At 69.7% G+C, this 14,731-nt stretch carries 12 protein-coding genes; 7 read left to right on the top strand and 5 right to left on the bottom strand.

Features of this window, described 5'->3' with window-relative positions:
* Nucleotides 1-81: 81 nt before the first annotated feature.
* The 3 genes from AC1C2T_RS10275 to mtrA are packed head-to-tail and all read right to left on the bottom strand — an operon-like array spanning nt 82 to nt 4,188.
* Nucleotides 82-1,764: an LpqB family beta-propeller domain-containing protein gene (locus AC1C2T_RS10275; RefSeq protein ID WP_495385204.1), complete on the bottom strand. Its 1,683-nt coding sequence runs from the start codon at nt 1,762-1,764 to the stop codon at nt 82-84.
* Nucleotides 1,757-3,499, bottom strand: a complete 1,743-nt coding sequence (gene mtrB / locus AC1C2T_RS10270; RefSeq protein WP_495385203.1) for an MtrAB system histidine kinase MtrB — start codon at nt 3,497-3,499, stop codon at nt 1,757-1,759. The genes AC1C2T_RS10275 and mtrB overlap by 8 nt, the downstream gene beginning before the upstream one ends.
* Nucleotides 3,500-3,507: 8 nt before the next feature.
* Nucleotides 3,508-4,188 (bottom strand): MtrAB system response regulator MtrA, encoded by a 681-nt coding sequence (gene mtrA, locus AC1C2T_RS10265; RefSeq protein WP_495362450.1) that lies wholly within the window; start codon nt 4,186-4,188, stop codon nt 3,508-3,510.
* A gap of 160 nt (nt 4,189-4,348) precedes the next feature.
* On the opposite strand from mtrA, the gene AC1C2T_RS10260 reads away from it, so the two are divergent.
* The 6 genes from AC1C2T_RS10260 to aqpZ all read left to right on the top strand — a co-directional run bounded on the left by AC1C2T_RS10260 (nt 4,349) and on the right by aqpZ (nt 10,977).
* Nucleotides 4,349-5,581, top strand: a complete 1,233-nt coding sequence (locus tag AC1C2T_RS10260; protein WP_495385202.1) for a DUF7847 domain-containing protein — start codon at nt 4,349-4,351, stop codon at nt 5,579-5,581.
* Nucleotides 5,572-6,282: a DUF4129 domain-containing protein gene (locus AC1C2T_RS10255; protein WP_495385201.1), complete on the top strand. Its 711-nt coding sequence runs from the start codon at nt 5,572-5,574 to the stop codon at nt 6,280-6,282. Before AC1C2T_RS10260 ends, AC1C2T_RS10255 begins: the two co-directional genes overlap by 10 nt.
* Before the next feature lie 86 nt (nt 6,283-6,368).
* Nucleotides 6,369-7,685 carry a DUF4350 domain-containing protein gene (locus AC1C2T_RS10250; protein ID WP_495385200.1) on the top strand — a complete coding sequence of 439 codons (1,317 nt, stop codon included), beginning with the start codon at nt 6,369-6,371 and terminating at the stop codon, nt 7,683-7,685.
* A complete protein-coding gene (locus tag AC1C2T_RS10245; protein ID WP_495385199.1) occupies nt 7,682-8,671 on the top strand; it encodes an AAA family ATPase in 990 nt (329 codons plus the stop codon). The genes AC1C2T_RS10250 and AC1C2T_RS10245 overlap by 4 nt, the downstream gene beginning before the upstream one ends.
* 17 nt (nt 8,672-8,688) lie before the next feature.
* Nucleotides 8,689-10,026 carry a DUF58 domain-containing protein gene (locus AC1C2T_RS10240; protein WP_495385198.1) on the top strand — a complete coding sequence of 446 codons (1,338 nt, stop codon included), beginning with the start codon at nt 8,689-8,691 and terminating at the stop codon, nt 10,024-10,026.
* A 195-nt stretch (nt 10,027-10,221) separates the two neighbouring features.
* Nucleotides 10,222-10,977 (top strand): aquaporin Z, encoded by a 756-nt coding sequence (gene aqpZ / locus AC1C2T_RS10235; RefSeq protein WP_495362444.1) that lies wholly within the window; start codon nt 10,222-10,224, stop codon nt 10,975-10,977.
* Between the two features lie 253 nt (nt 10,978-11,230).
* Here the strand turns inward: aqpZ and AC1C2T_RS10230 are convergent, their stop codons facing one another.
* The gene (locus AC1C2T_RS10230) at nt 11,231-12,226 is read right to left on the bottom strand and encodes a stage II sporulation protein M (protein WP_495385197.1); all 996 of its coding nucleotides are present in this window, start codon (nt 12,224-12,226) and stop codon (nt 11,231-11,233) included.
* Between the two features lie 17 nt (nt 12,227-12,243).
* Between AC1C2T_RS10230 and AC1C2T_RS10225 the strand changes: the two genes are divergently transcribed.
* Nucleotides 12,244-13,086 carry an RDD family protein gene (locus AC1C2T_RS10225; RefSeq protein WP_495385196.1) on the top strand — a complete coding sequence of 281 codons (843 nt, stop codon included), beginning with the start codon at nt 12,244-12,246 and terminating at the stop codon, nt 13,084-13,086.
* A 98-nt stretch (nt 13,087-13,184) separates the two neighbouring features.
* On the opposite strand, the gene ahcY is transcribed toward AC1C2T_RS10225, so the two are convergent.
* A complete protein-coding gene (gene ahcY / locus AC1C2T_RS10220; protein WP_495385195.1) occupies nt 13,185-14,663 on the bottom strand; it encodes an adenosylhomocysteinase in 1,479 nt (492 codons plus the stop codon).
* Nucleotides 14,664-14,731: the final 68 nt, after the last annotated feature.

The raw sequence follows: 14,731 nt of genomic DNA, 5'->3' as shown, positions 1-14,731 counted from the left end.
GGGTCCGGAAGAGGCGTGCGCGCGCGCCCGCAGAGTTCGGGCGACGATCGTGCGTACGGTCGCTGTGGAGGACGAGTCGACTCAGTCGGGCTGCTGCGCTGCGACGAGAGTGATGCCGCTGGCCCGTGGTTGCCAGCCGACACCGCTGCGCGCAACGAGCACATCATCGGCGGTCAGCACTCGCAGCTCGGATTCGCTGTTGCCGCCGACGATCGAGCGACCGCCCTCGGGCCCCTCGCTGATCGCTGCGAAGCCTCCGAGCTCTTGGATCACCATCTGTGTGCCGCCGCCCGGCAGTTCCGTGAGGGAGGCGACGGTGCGGTCGTCGAGCCAGGCCACGTCGAGGGGGGTGCCTTGGGCATCCGCAAGGCCGAGGATCGGGCCGAGCGCGATCGGCGTGCCCGAGGCGTCGCGCTGGATCGCGACGGCCACGAAGTGCGTACTCGCCCCGTCGCCGAGGAGCGCGATGAGTCGGGTGGAGTCGCGCGACACCTCGATCGCGGCGATCGAGGAACCGCTCCACGGCACCGGCATCTGCACGCCCTCGCTCGGCTCGTCTGCTGGGTACCAGATGAGCTGGTCGGGGGATTCCGTCGGCACCGACCAGACGATGCCTTCGCCGTCGATCGAGGGCACCACGAGCCCCTCACGCGGATCGAGGCGCACAGGCTCCTCGCCTGCGCGCACGACCCAGACGCCCTCGGCGTTGCGCACTGCGGCCGCCTCGCCGCCGACGCCGAGCGAGACTCCGGTGGGCAGAAGCAGGTCGACCTGCGGCGAGATGCCCGGAATCTGTTCGATACCCTCCCCCGACGTCGCGAGATGGCCGAAGGTTGTGCCGTCGGAGACCGCCGGCAGAGGATCCACCGATGGGTTCACGACCGGAACCGGTGAGAGCTCGGGAACGTCTTGCTCGGCACCGTTCAGCGAGAGGGTGACGGAGTCGACGTTCCGCACACCGTCGAGGCTCTCCTCGAGCTGCAGATGCATGCGTTGCACGGTGACGAGGTCGTCGAAGGTCGCTCCGGCGAGGTCGACGCTCGCCACACGACCGCTGATGGGCACCGATGCCGGGTCGAGTCGCACGCCCTCGGGGAATGAAGAGACCACGCCCGGCGCGAGCCATGCGGCCGGCCCAGCGAGCAGCGCACGCACGATGCTCGTCTGTGCCGAGTCCCGCCCTGCGAACCAGCGCAGGTCGGGCACGAGGTAGTCGTACTGCGGGTCGAAGAAATAGAGCGCGTAGTCGCGGAAGACCTGGGTGAAGGTCGTCTCGTCGAGCAGCAGGCCCTGCGGCGCCGACGAGATTCGCCACTGCCCGTCGATCTGTTCGAAGTTGTACGGGAGCGGAATCGGCGACGTCGACTCCGACACGACGTACTGCCCGGACTCGGAGAGCGATGCCGCGGGAGTGGCTTCGACGACCATCGACGTCTCGCCGGTGACCACGAATTCACGATCGGCGAGGACGTCGATCGTGGCCCCGGCGGCCCGCCATTCGTCCGCGAAGGCGGTCGTGAGGAACTGGCGCGCCACCTGGTAGTTGTTGTTGGGGCTCGCCGCAGCCGCAAGGAACCCATCGAGGATCTGCTGCTGCGTCGCATCCTTCGCCGGCGGCGCCGCAATCGTGTCGAGCTCGAGCGGCTCCTCGACGGGTGCCGGATCGCCCGCATTCACGCCGCCGGAACTCGGAATCGAGACGCACCCGGCGAGCAACACCGCCACGGCGAGGGCCGCGGATACCGCGAACACACGTCTACGCATCGCGCACCTCCTGCTCTGCGACATCCGTCTCGACCGCGGTCTCGGTCTCGACCGCGGCATCGGGGGCGACCGCACGTACGACACCGGTTGCCGGCGGCCCCGTCGCATCGATGTCATCGGGTTCGAGCGGCAGCGGGGACTCGACGGCCCCGAGATCAGCGTCGGCCGTGCGAGGCAGCGTGAGCCGGAACACGGTGCCCGAGCCGCGCCTCGACCAGACTTCGAGCGAGCCGCCATGGGCGACGGCGTCTTCGAGGGCGATGGCGAGTCCGAGACCGGTGCCGCCGATCGTGCGAGTGCGACTCGGGTCGGCCCGCCAGAACCGGTCGAACACCCGCGCGGCTTCATCGGCGGTCATGCCGTGACCGTAATCGCGCACCGAGAGGGCGATGGCCGACTCGTTGCTGTCGACGGCGACGACGATCGGCCGCCCCTCGCCGTGCTCGATGGCGTTGCCGAGGAGGTTGCGCACGATACGGCGGATGCGGCGCGGGTCGACGCGCGCATCGAGATGGCCGCCGGGGGCGTCCAGCCGCAGCTCGCTGCCGCGGCTGCGGGCGAGTTCGTGCATCGACTCGATCGCGTCGCCCGCGAGGTGCACGAGGTTCGTCGGCTCGGTCTCGAGTTCGACCGAACCCGCGTCGTAGCGACTGATCTCGAGCAGGTCGGCGAGAAGCGTCTCGAACCGTTCGGTCTGCGTGTGCAGCAGCTCGACGGTGCGCGAGGTCGGGCCTGGAAAATCGTCGCGCTGACCGTAGAGCACGTCGCCCGCGAGCCGGATCGTCGTGAGCGGCGTGCGCAGCTCGTGAGAGACATCCGAGACGAATCGCTGCTGCATCACAGAGAGTTCCGCGAGCTCGCGAATGCGGGCCTGCAGGCTGTCGGCCATGCCGTTGAACGAGGCCGCGAGCGTCGCCAACTCGTCTTCGCCCTTCTCGGGCATGCGCACGCCGAGATCGCCGGCCGCGAGCCGCCGGCTCGTCGCCGCCGTCGAACGGATCGGCTCGATCACCCAGCGCACGACGAGCAGGGTGATCGCGCTGAGCAGCAGGAGCAGCGCTGCGGCGCCGATGAGGCCGACGAGCTGCATGAACGCGAGCGTCTTTTGCGCTGCGGCGAAGTTGTACCCGATGTAGAGCTCGTACGCTCCGGCGGCCGGCACCACGATCGTGCTGCCGACGACGACGCCGGGATCGTCGGCGCCGTCGTCGTCCTCGAGCGCGACCGACTGCCAGTACTGACCGCTTTCATCGCCCTGCACCCGTTCGCGCAACTCGGGTGTGATGACGCCCGCGAGACTCGGCGCGATTCGGGTGGGCGGAGCGCTCGAATTCGGCACCTCGTCTGGATGACGGAAATAGGCGATCGACGCGCTGCCCGACACGCTCCGTACCGTGCGTACGACGTCTCCCATCACGGCCTGCAACGACGCCGGATCCAGATCGGTGGCATCCGACCCTTCGAGGATCTGCTGGGCCGCGACGGTCGCGTCGTTGGCATCTTTGAGGGCCCCGTCGAGCTGCGCCTGGAAGAGGTTCGAGGCGATGCTGAACGAGATGTAGATGCCGATCACGAAGATCGCGAGCGACGAGAGGGCGAGCGTGATGATGACCGTGCGAAACTGCAGCGAGCGCCGCCAGAGCTCGGTCACCTGGCGGGGCAGAGCTGCGACGCGACGCCCCGCGTCACGCCACGAGCCGGCGCTGAGGAGCGCCGGGGACTCTGCCTGCGACATCCGCTCGCCTAGGTGGTCGGGCCGGCTCGGTAGCCGACGCCGCGCACGGTCATGACGATGCGCGGGTTGTCGGGGTCGTGCTCGACCTTCGCGCGAAGGCGCTGCACGTGCACGTTCACGAGGCGCGTGTCGGCCTTGTAGTGATAACCCCACACTTGCTCGAGCAGCATCTCGCGGGTGAACACCTGCTGCGGCTTCGAGGCGAGGGTGAGCAGCAGGTCGAACTCCAGCGGTGTGAGATTGATGCGGGTCTCACCGCGGCGTACCTCATGCCCGGCCGCATCGATCGTGAGATCCCCGATGCGGAGCGTCGCGGCCACCGGTTCGGGTGCCGGGCGCAGGCGCGTGCGGATGCGGGCGACGAGCTCTTTCGGATTGAAGGGCTTGACCATGTAGTCGTCGGCGCCCGACTCGAGCCCCTTCACCACGTCGGCGGTGTCGGTCTTCGCCGTCAACATGATGATGGGCGTGCCCGACTCGGCGCGGATGCGCCCGCACACCTCGATGCCGTCGATGCCCGGCAGCATGAGATCGAGCAGCACGAGGTCGGGCTTCGATTCGCGGAACGCGGCGAGCGCGCCCGTGCCGTCGGCGCAGAAGTAGGGCTCGAAGCCCTCGGTGCGCAGCACGATGCCGATCATCTCGGCGAGGGCCGTGTCGTCATCGACGACGAGTACGCGTGGAGTCATCCGTTCATTCCTGTCAGCACCGCCGGGTCACGGTCGAAACCAGTGCGTCAAGCGTAGTCGGTCGCGGCTGGGAGGGTATCCGGGGCCCTGTGGACAGGCATCATCATGCCCGTGGAATGTGCGAGCATTGTGGGGAATCCGCCGGAAGGAGCCGCAATTGGTGTCAGACCACGACTGGCAGGCGCCCGGCGGTGCTCCCGCACAGCCCCCGGTGCCAGATGCCCAGAACCCGTCGTACGGGCAGGCGCCCGCGTTCCCGCCGCCACAGCCGCCCGCGGCATCCGCCGGTCCATATCCAGGTGCGCCGCCCGCGCCGCAGGCGCCGTTCGGAGCCCCGTTCGGCTGGACGCCGCCGCCGAAGCCCGGGCTCCTGCCCCTGCGCCCGCTCGGTTTCGGCACCCTGCTCTGGGCGCCGTTCCGGGTGCTGCGACGCAACCCGGCCGCGACGTTCGGCACGGGTCTCGTCGTTCAGCTGGTCTCGGTCGTCGCGACGCTCGCGGTCGTACTGCCATTCGCGGTGCTCGGCTTCACCCGCATCGAGGGGGCGTCGTCCGAAGACGTCGACGCCGTGCTCTCGGGCGCCGTGGGCGGCTTCATCCTGCTGATGCTCGTGCCGGTCGTGCTGTCGCTCGTCGCGAGCGCCTTCCTGCAGGGCGTGATGGTCGTCGAGGTCGCCAGCGGCACGCTCGGCGAACGACTCGGCTTCGGTGCGCTCTGGAAACGGGCGGCGAAGCGCATCTGGCCGTTGCTCGGCTGGACGGCGATCGTGACGGGCGCGGTTCTCGTCGTGGTCGCAGTGTTCGTCGTGGTCATCGTGGTCGCGGCGCTCACCGACCCGTTCACCCTGATCATGGCGATACTCGTCGTGCTGTTCGCCGCACTCGGCCTCGTCGTCCTCGCCGCTTGGCTCGGCACGAAGCTCTCGCTCGTGCCGAGCGTCATCGTGCTCGAGGGCGCCGGCATCGGCACCGCCATGCGTCGTTCCTGGCGCCTGACCGACGGCTACTTCTGGCGCACCTTCGGCACACTGCTGCTCGTCGGGTTCATCCTGAACCTCGCCTCCCAAGTCGTCGTGCAGCCGGTGTCGCTCGTCGGCGCGATCCTCGCCGCAGTGATCGACCCGACCGGCAGCGGCGCAGCCGTCGCGATCACGGTCGTGACGACGGTCGTGACCGTCATCCTCTCGCTGTTGATCGGCGCCATCACCGCGGTCGTGCAGGCCTCGCTCGTCGCCGTCATCTACATCGACCTGCGCATGCGCAAAGAAGCCCTCGATCTCGAACTCGTGCGGCATGTCGAACAGCGTGACGCCGGGTCGCCCGTGACCGATCCCTACCGCGCACCCGCGCCCGCCGCGCCGGTGGGCACCGCACCAGCTCCGCCGTGGTCTTGACCCTGTTCCGCGGCACGCCCATCGACCCCGACGCGCCCGAGGCGCGTCGGTGGCTCGAAGACGAACTCGCCAAGCCCGAGTACCAAGCGGCGAAGCCGAGTCCCTTCGATCTCTTGATGCAGGCGATCCGCGACTGGTTCCTCGGGCTCTTCGACGGCGCCACTGGGTTGCCCGCGCCGATCCTCACGCTGCTGATCGTGCTGCTGGTGATCGCGGTGGTGGTGGTCGGCATCCTCGTGTTCGGGCTGCCGCGGCTGCGACGCCGACGCCGGAGCGAGGTGCCGCTCTTCGACGACCACGATCTGCGCGACCTCGAGACATTGCGGCGGGCGGCCGCCGCAGCTGCCTCGGCAGGCGACTGGCCCCTCGCCATCGAGGAGCGATTCCGCGCGCTCGTGCGGGGTCTCGTCGAGCGCGAGGTCGTCACGGTGCATCCCGGCACGACGGCGAGGGGGTTCGCGGATGCCTCGGCACGCCCCTTCCCCGAGTTCGGAACGCAGCTGCGTGCCGCCGCCGCAGACTTCGATGGCGTGCGCTATCTCGGCCGCGCCGGCTCGCCCGAGGACTACGAGCGACTGAGTGTGCTCGAGCGAGACATCTCGGGTGCCCGTCCGGCGAGAGCCGACCAACTGGCATCCGACACCGATGACGGCACCGAGACCGGCACCGGTGACCGCGAAGCCGCCGGGGTCTCTCGATGAGGGCCTCCGTGGCCGACGCGCCTGCGCCCGCGTCTGTGCCCCCGTCTGCGCCAACAAGCACGGTGCCACCGAGCACGGCGCCCGCCGTGACCCCCACGGTTCGTGCTTTCGTGCGGCACCGTCGGGCCTGGATCGTGATCGCCGCCGTGCTCGTGCTCGGCGCGCTACTCGTGATCGCGATCCAGGGTGGTGCCCGCCAGCCGGGCTCGCCGCTCGCCGCCGACAACCCGGCCCCCGCGGGCGCGAAGGCGCTCGTCGAGGTGCTACGCGGCCACGGCGTCACGGTGCTCGAGGCGCGGTCGCTCGAGCCCGCCCTCGACGCAGCCACTGCCGGTGCGACGGTGATGTTGTACGACGAATACGGCATCCTCGACGATCGACGACTTGCCGAACTCGCCGACGCGGCCGACCGTCTGGTCATCGTCGAGCCCGGGTTCACGGCACTCGAGACGCTCGCACCGGGTGTGCGCCTCGCCGGTGCGGCGAGCGGCCCCATCGACGACGTCGACTGCGATCTCGGCCCTGCCGCGCGCGCCGAGTCGCTTTCAGACGGGCAACGGCTGCTCACGATCGACGATGAGGCGGCCGACGCCGGGTGGCAGGGCTGCTTCCGCGACGGCGAGTTCGGTTTCGCCGTCGCGGCCGGTCCCGGCCCGAGCGGCGGCGGCGAGATCACGATCGTCGGCGCCACAACGGTCTTCGCGAACGAGACGATCACCCAGGCAGGCAACGCGGCGCTCGCGATCGGGCTCGCCGGGGCATCCGATGACCTCGTCTGGTACCTGCCGGGCCCCGGTGACGCCGACGCGGCCGACGCCCCCACGATCGGTGAGCTGACGCCCGGTTGGGTGAGCCCCGTGATGGTGCTCGCCATCATCGTGGTGATCGTCGCCGGCATCTGGCGCGGTCGCCGCTTCGGTCCGCTCGTCGTCGAGAACCTTCCCGTGCACGTGCCCGCAGGTGAGACGAGCGCAGGTCGGGCGCGCCTCTACGCGCGCACCGCTGCACGAACCCACGCACTCGACCAATTGCGAATCGGCACGATCCGCCGCATCGCGCTGGCGCTGCGGCTCCCCCGTTCGGCCGATGTCGACCAGGTGACGGATGCCGCAGCGCGCGCGACCGGCCGCGACGAGGCATCCGTGCGGCGACTGCTCGTCGACGCCGATCCGATGCACGACCGCGAGCTCGTCGACCTCGCCGGCGCGCTCGCCCGGCTGGAGTCCGACGTGCACCGCACCCTCGACCCGCATGCTTCGCGCCCTGAGCCCGTCGAAGGTGGCGCACGCGCTTCGACAAGCTCAGCGAACGAGACAAGCTCAGCGAACGACGCAAGCTCAGCGAGCGACGCAAGCTCAGCGAGCGATGCTCAGACAACCGACCCCACAGGAAGGCTCCCATGACCGACCCCACCTTCGCTCCGACCGGCGCAGCGACCGACGATGAGCTCCGCGCCGCGCTCAACCGCGTGCGCAACGAGGTCGGCAAGGCCGTCGTCGGCCAAGACGGCGCCGTCACCGGCCTCATCATCGCCCTGCTCACGCGCGGCCACGTGCTGCTCGAAGGTGTGCCGGGCGTCGCCAAGACGTTGCTCGTGCGCACCCTGAGCCGCACCCTGCAGCTCGACACGAGACGCCTGCAGTTCACCCCCGACCTCATGCCGGGCGACGTCACCGGCTCACTCGCGTACGACCCGCGTTCCGGTGAGTTCGCGTTCCGCGAGGGGCCCGTGTTCACGAACATCCTGCTCGCCGACGAGATCAACCGCACGCCGCCGAAGACGCAGTCCGCACTGCTCGAGGCGATGGAGGAGCGCCAGGTCTCCGCCGACGGCGTGACCCGGCCTCTCCCCGACCCGTTCATGGTCGCCGCGACCCAGAACCCGATCGAGTACGAAGGCACCTACTCGCTGCCCGAGGCGCAGCTCGACCGGTTCCTGCTGAAGCTCGTGCTCGACGTGCCCGAGCGAGTCGACGAGCTGAAGCTCCTCCGCCGCCATGCCGACGGCTTCGATCCGCATGACCTCGCCGCGGCGGGCGTCACCCCGGTGCTGGGCGCGGCCGAACTCGCAGCGGCTCGAGCCGCGGCATCCGCTGTTCGCGTCGAAGACGACGTGCTCGGTTACCTCGTCGACCTGGCGCGAGCCACTCGCCGAAGCCCGTCGATGCGGCTCGGTGTGAGCCCGCGAGGCACGACGGGCCTGCTCGCCGCCTCGAAGGCGTGGGCGTGGCTCACCGGCTACGAGTCACTCACGCCCGACCACGTGCAGGCGATGCTGCTGCCCGTGTGGCGCCATCGCGTGCAACTGCGGCCCGAGGCAGAGCTCGAGGGCGTCTCGGTAGACGCCGTGCTGGCGTCGATCGTGCAACAAGTGCAGGTGCCGCTCTGATATGACACGGATCTGATATGACACTGACCGGTCGGTTCGCACTGCTCGTGGCGCTCGGCGTCGTGCCCGTCGTCGTCGCGGGCGTCGTCGGCGCGCCCGAGGCGTGGATCGCGCTGCTCGGTTGGCTCGCACTCGTCATCGGCGCCGGCGTGCTCGACCTGTCGCTCGCTGCATCGCCTCGACGGGTGGCGCTGCACCGTGATCTGCCCGATCGGGTGCGGCTGGGCGAGCGGATCATCGCGTCGCTCAGCGTCGAGAATCTGGGGCAACGGATGCTCCGGGCGACGGTGCGTGACGGATGGGAGCCATCGGCCGGGGTCACCGGCTCCAATCGTTCGCCACTGCGAGTGCCGCCAGGCGAACGTCGGCGTGTCTCCCTGGAGCTCACACCATGGCGTCGCGGCGACCGGCGCACCGAGCAGGTCACGATCCGCTCGGCCGGTCCCCTCGGCCTGTGGTCGCGGCAGGCCACGCTCGCCGCTCCGGGCCGTGTGCGGGTACTGCCGCCGTTCCACTCGCGCGTGCACCTGCCATCGCGGCTCACTCGCCTGCGCGAACTCGACGGGCGCACGCCGCTTCTCATCCGCGGGCAGGGCACCGAGTTCGACTCGATCCGCGAGTACGTGCGCGGCGACGACGTGCGCTCGATCGACTGGCGGGCGACCGCTCGGCACGCCGACCCCGAGGTGCCGGGCAACATGCGGCTCATGGTCCGCACCTGGCGCCCCGAGCGCGATCGCCGCATCGTCATCGTCGCCGACACCTCGCGCACCGCCGCCGCACGCATCGCCGATGAACCGCGGCTCGACACGGCGTTCGAGGCGTCGCTACTGCTCGCCGCCCTCGCCTCCCACGCCGGCGACCGGGTCGACTTCCTCGCGTGGGACCGCCGACTTCGCGGACGCGTGCACGGGGCGAGCGGGCCGGAACTGCTCGCCCGCATGGTCGACGCCATGGCCGGCATCGACGCCGAGCTGATCGAGGCGGACTGGGCTTCCGTTCCGAGTCAGGTGCGACGCATCACGAGCCAGCACGCCCTCGTCGTGCTGCTCACCGCGGCGGACTCGCCGGGCAGCGCCCGCGGGCTGCTCTCGGTGCTGCCGCAGTTGACCGGGCGGCACACGGTGGTCGTGGCATCCGTCGCCGACCCTGCACTCATCGACGCGAGCCGCACACGCGACGACCTCGAGCAGGTGTACGCGGCGGCGGCGGCCGAACGCGGCCTCCTCGACGGCGAGCGCGTGGGCGGCGCCATCCGCAGACTCGGCGCGCTCACCGTCACAGCCGCCCCGCATGAGCTGCCTCCGGCCCTTGCCGACCTCTACCTCGATCTGAAGGCGTCAGGGCGCCTCTGAGGCCAGGGTGACGTCGCGCATCACCGAATGCCGCCGCGTTTCGTCGCGCGTCGCGATGTTTCCCCCACGCTCAGCGGATTCTCAACATTTGCGCGCGGTTCACCGACGGCGACGATCGGGGTCGCTATCGTCACAGCAGGCGCTGCCGGGGGGTCGCGCCATCATTCGACTTCCCATTGCAGGAAAGGAACTCCCGTGTCTGACACCGCAGTTGTCGTCGAGGCCCCCTCGACCGCGCAGAAACTCACCGCCGAACTCCTCGGCACCTTCATGCTCGTCTTCGGCGTGGTCGGCGCGGTCGTCTTCGCCGCGGGCTTCGCGGGCGGCGAAGGAGGCCTGAACATCGGGTTCCTCGGCGTGTCCCTCGCCCTCGGTCTCTCCGTGGTCGTCGGTGCGTATGCCTTCGGTCCGTTCTCGGGCGGGCACTTCAACCCCGCAGTGAGCATCGGTCTCGCCGTCGCCGGCCGATTCTCGTGGCGAGAGGTCGGACCGTACATTGCCGTGCAGATCGTCGGCGGCATCCTCGCGTCGAGCCTGCTGCTCGCGATCCTGTCGGCCGGCCCGAAGTTCGACATCATCATCTTCACCGGCGCATCGACCGGCTACGACGAGCTCTCGCCCGGCGGTTACGGCCTGTGGTCGGTCTTCCTCATCGAGACGATCGCCACGGCCGTCTTCCTCTTCGTGATCCTCGGCGTCACGGGCGCTCGCGCCGCCGCCGGTTTCGCCCCGCTCGCGATCGGGCTCACCCTGACGCTGCTCGCCCTCGTCGCGATCCCCGTCTCGAACGCCTCGTTCAACCCGGCGCGCTCCATCGCCACCGCGCTCTATGGCGGCGGCATCGCCTGGAGCCAGCTGTGGGTCTCGATCGTCGCACCGATCCTCGGCGCGATCATCGCCGGCGCGATCTACAAGGTCGTCTTCGACCGAACAAAGCAGCTCACGGCGTAGTTCGCGCGTAGTCCGCACCGCGATGGCGGATGTCCCACGGGGCATCCGCCATTCGTCATCTCAAGCGACTCGTCACGACGACCACCACCGATTTCATGTGCAGCTATTCAGGAGCGGAGAGGTGTCGCCGACTCCCAGAGAACCTCCCGCGACGCGACACGCACTCCGCTCCTGAATTGCTGCACACGTTCAGACGCGGGCGGCGCCAAAAGGTGCCGCAGACGGCGAAGCGGATGGCGCGGCATCCGCTCGATCAGCCGGCGACGATGCGCCGCGCGCCCGCGTCGAACTCGACGAGATCACCGGTCTCGCCCGCGAGATAGGCCCGCCGTCCGAGCACCAGCATGTACGCGAGGAAGCCGCCGAGGGCCGCCACTCCGATGCCGATCTTCACCGGCCACGGCCACGGGGCGGGAGTCACGAACCCCTCGATGAGCCCAGAGACGAAGAGGAAGAACACGAGCCCGATCGCGACGCTGAACAACGACCGCGCATCTTCGGCGAGTGCGACGCCACGCGGGCGCGCCCCTGGCGCGACCCAGGCCCAGAAGATGCGGAGCCCGGCCGCTGCTGCGACGAAGACGCACGTGAGCTCGAGCAGCCCGTGCGGTGCGATGTAGAGGAAGAAGGTGTCTGCCTCGTCGTAGGCGAACATGATCGCCGCAGTGATGCCGAGGTTCTGCGCGTTCTGCAGCACGACCCACGGCACCCAGACACCGAGAATGCCGAAGGCGACGCATTGCGCGGCGATCCATGCGTTGTTCGTCCACACCGCGCCGGCGAACGACGCAGCCGGATTCTCGGAGTAGTAGGCGACGAACCCCTCTTCGGCGAGCTGACGGAACTCGGACTCACTGCCGAGGGACGCCAGCACGCGCGGGTCTGCGCCGATCCACCAGGCGTAGAGGGCCGCGACGGCGACCGTCACGAGTGCCACGGCCAGGGTCAGCCAACGCAACCGGTACAGGGCTGCCGGCAGGCTCACGACGGCGAAGCGCGTGAACTGGCGCAGGGGGTTCTCGGGTGCGCCGGTGAACGCCAGCCGGGCGCGCGCGAGCGAGACCGACAATCGGTCGCCGAGCGCCGTCGAGCCGGCCGTCGTCTGCACGAGCGAGAGGTCGGATGCCGCGCCCTGATAGCGCTCGATGAGCTCATCTGTCTCGGAGCCGGCGAGCCGGCGGCGGCGTGCGAGCGCGTCAAGCCTCTGCCAGTCATCGTGACGAGCGGAGGCGAGTGCGTCGAGGTCCATCTGCTTGAATACTACCCATGCCCCAAGCCCCCGCCGTCGCACACCGCGTCGCCCGATTCGACAACGAGGGCGTGCTCACGGGTGAGGCCGTCGCACTCGATGTACGCCCCGCGAGCGCGCTGATCCGTGCCGGCGGAGCGGCGATCGATGTGCTCGTCTCTGTGCTGCTCTTCCTCGGCCTGCTGCTCGCGCTGGCGGGGCTCGGCATCGATGAGACCGGGTTCCAAGCCATCCTGATCGCGGGCATCGTGATCTGCATCGTCATCGTGCCGACCGCTGTCGAGACCGCGACACGGGGCCGCTCTCTCGGCAAGCTCGCGCTGGGCCTTCGAGTGGTGCGCGACGACGGCGGGGCGATCGGGTTCCGGCACGCGTTCATCCGTGCCCTCACCGGTGTTGTCGAGATCTACATGACGTTCGGCGGCCTGGCGGTGCTCGTCGGATTCCTGAACTCCTCATCGAAGCGGCTCGGCGACCTCCTGGCCGGCACCCATGCGCAGGTCGAGCGGGTGCCGAAGCTCCCCTCGACCGCCTTCGGCGTGCCCGCCGAGCTCGTCGGCTGGGCGTCGATCGCCGACGTCGGGCGCCTGCCCGACCCGCTCGCGCGCCGCGTCGCCGCGTTCTTCACGAACGCCGGGCACCTCGTTCCCGAGAGCCGCGCGCGCGTCGCGGCCTCGCTCGCCATCGAGGTCGCTCCGTTCGTCTCCCCCGTGCCCGATGCCTCGCCCGAGCTGTTCCTCGCGGGCGTCGCCGCCCTCCGGCGCGAGCGCGACGCCGCGGCGATCGCGCTCGAGGATGCACGCATGGCAGCGCTCGCCCCGGTGCTCACGGCGAACCCGACCGGGTTTCCAGAGCGCTGACGAGGTCGTCGGCCGAGTAGGCGCGCCAGCGCCGTATCGAGACCACGTGACAGGCCTCGATACGCTCCTGCGTCGCTACTCGACCAGCGGGTGTGGGCTCAGTAGCGGTACTGGTCGACCTTGTACGGACCCTCGACGGGCACGCCGATGTACGCGGCCTGCTCGGGCGAGAGCTCGGTGAGCTCCACGCCGAGCGAGTCGAGGTGCAGTCGCGCGACCTTCTCGTCGAGGTGCTTCGGCAGCACGTACACACCCACGGGGTACTGCTCGGGGCGAGCCCAGAGTTCGATCTGGGCGAGCACCTGGTTGGTGAACGAGTTGGACATGACGAACGAAGGATGCCCCGTCGCATTGCCGAGGTTCATGAGCCGCCCCTCGGAGAGCACGAGGATCGAACGCCCGCTCGGCAGCCGCCACTCGTGCACCTGCGGCTTGATCTCGATGCGCTCGGCGCCGGCGAGGGACTCGAGGCCGGCCATGTCGATCTCGTTGTCGAAGTGTCCGACGTTCGCGACGATCGCGAGGTGCTTCATGCCGAGCATGTGCTCGACCCGGATCACGTCTTTGTTACCGGTGCAGGTGACGAAGATGTCGACCTCGCCGATGACGTCGGCGAGACGGGCGACCTGGTAGCCGTCCATCGCAGCCTGCAGTGCGCAGATCGGGTCGACCTCGGCGACGATGACCCGAGCGCCCTGCCCACGCAGGGCTTCTGCGGCGCCCTTGCCCACGTCGCCGTAGCCGACGACGAACGCAACCTTGCCGCCCATGAGCACGTCGGTGGCGCGGTTCAGCCCGTCGGGCAACGAGTGACGGATGCCGTACTTGTTGTCGAACTTCGACTTCGTGACGGAGTCGTTGACGTTGATCGCCGGGAAGAGCAGCTCGCCCTTCGCGTGCAGCTCGTACAGGCGGTGCACGCCGGTCGTGGTCTCTTCGGTGACACCTTGGAGCTCGGCCGCGATGCGGGTCCAGCGGTCGGTGCTGAGCTCGAGCGAACGGCGCAGCGTGTCGAGCACGACGCGGAACTCGTGACTCGCGTCATCTGCCGCCGCCGGCACGACGCCCGCGGCCTCGAAGTCACGGCCGTGGTGCACGAGCATCGTCGCGTCGCCGCCGTCGTCGAGGATCATGTTCGGGCCGATCCAGTCCGCATCGGATGCCGCGGCCTCGGCCGACCAGTCGAAGATGCGGTTAGTGCACCACCAGTACTCCTCGAGCGACTCGCCCTTCCAGGCGTAGACCGGCACGCCCGCGGGCGCGTCGACAGTGCCCTCAGGGCCGACGACGACCGCCGCGGCGGCCTCGTCTTGCGTGGAGAAGATGTTGCAGCTCGCCCAGCGCACCTGCGCGCCGAGCGCGACAAGCGTTTCGATGAGTACCGCGGTCTGCACGGTCATGTGCAGGCTCCCGGCGATACGGGCACCGGCGAGCGGCTTCGACGCGCCGAACTCCGTGCGGAGGGCCATCAGGCCGGGCATCTCGTTCTCGGCGAGCCGCAGCTGATGCCTGCCTGCTTCGGCGAGTGAGAGGTCGGCGACCTTGAACGGGAGGGCGGTGGTGACGGCAGCATCCATGCCGACCATTCTCGCAGGCTCACGCGTCCGGTTGTGCAGAATCATCGTGCGAGCCGTCAGCAGGCCGG

The sequence above is a fragment of the Agromyces sp. Y558 genome, assembly GCF_059445415.1.
The sequence above is the reverse complement of the archived record's forward strand: the minus strand, read 5'-3'. Positions and strand labels throughout refer to the sequence as shown.